Source organism: Methanospirillum sp. (genome assembly GCF_035406105.1).
Lineage (GTDB): Archaea > Halobacteriota > Methanomicrobia > Methanomicrobiales > Methanospirillaceae > Methanospirillum.
Map to the genome: position 1 here is coordinate 1 of NZ_DAONKG010000371.1, position 1,201 is coordinate 1,201.

Annotated in this window: 2 protein-coding genes; both read right to left on the minus strand. The window is 54.1% G+C overall.

Annotation, left to right across the window (positions count from 1 at the left end; genetic code table 11):
- A partial coding sequence (locus tag PLA23_RS13575; RefSeq protein ID WP_324475567.1) for a hypothetical protein occupies positions 1-575 on the minus strand: 575 nt, incomplete at its 3' end.
- 1 nt (position 576) lies between these two features.
- On the minus strand, positions 577-1,201 hold a 625-nt coding region (locus PLA23_RS13580), incomplete at its 5' end, for a succinate--CoA ligase subunit alpha (RefSeq protein WP_324475568.1).

Here is a 1,201-nt window from a genome sequence, read left to right on the forward strand (position 1 = left end):
GGTTTCACCTGATCAGCAACAGATTCCTGAACCGGGACTTCTTTCCTGACGGCTGATACAGCCTCTGCATCAATTATCGGAGACGGAGATACCTGCTTTGATTGAGGGTGTGGTTCAGCAGAGGGGGGGACCTGTACCGATGGCAAAGGTTCCGGCTCCTTTTGGACCTCCGGTTCAGGGGGATATCCATTAATCGCAGCAAACCACTCGCGACATTCAGTCTCCGGCTCAGCAATCAGTCCGGTAAACACGAGTTTCATAAGTCGGGTCTGTCCGCCGACCTCCATGGATATGGCAAGTGCTGGGCGGTTCTTTTCATCCCGCTCCATAACAGCACCCTGAATCATGGAAACCGGGATCTCCTTCGCAATGGTTCCCGCACTCTGCTGGGCACTCTCAATGAGGACCAGACGATCACTGGTCAGAATGGCCAGAAAATTGTAATTCTTGATCCTGATACCATCACAGTACCGGACCATGCTCTCCCCTATCTCAAGAATACGGAACGGATTATACTTCCCGCCAGGAGATTCCTCTCCCTCCCCCCGGCCTCGCAGATTTTCTATAAGTGACATGTTACAGCACCTCTCTGATGAGCGCAGGAATCTCACTCAGCCGATCTGCAACCGGGACACCAATATCCCGAAGTCGGGCAATCTTGGCTTTTGCGTCCCCTTCACCACCCGTGACAATGGCCCCGGCATGACCCATTCGCTTCTCAGCCGGTGCAGTTGTTCCGGCAATAAACGCAACAACCGGTATATCCGCGGATCGGGCACCTTCTTCCTCTAGGTTCCCGCCAAGTTCTCCAAGAATGACAACGGCCTTTGTCTGTGGATCATCTGCAAACCGATCGAGCGCATCTGCAAATGTCTGGCCAATGATAGGATCCCCCCCAATGCCGATGATAGTACTCTGACCAATCCCTGCACGGGTCAGTTCATGCACCACTTCATACGTCAGAGTCCCGCTGCGGGAGATAACACCAACCGGACCCCGGGTTGCCAGATGAGCCGGCATAATGCCCATACTGATCTCACCGGGAGAGAGAAGTCCCGGACAATTGGGGCCTATGATGGTGCAGTCCCGAATCTGTGCATAGGTCACCGCACGCATGACATCATGAACGGGAATATGTTCCGTAATCGTAACGGCAAGATCAAGCCCGGCATCTGCTGCCTCCATGATCGAGTCGCCGGCT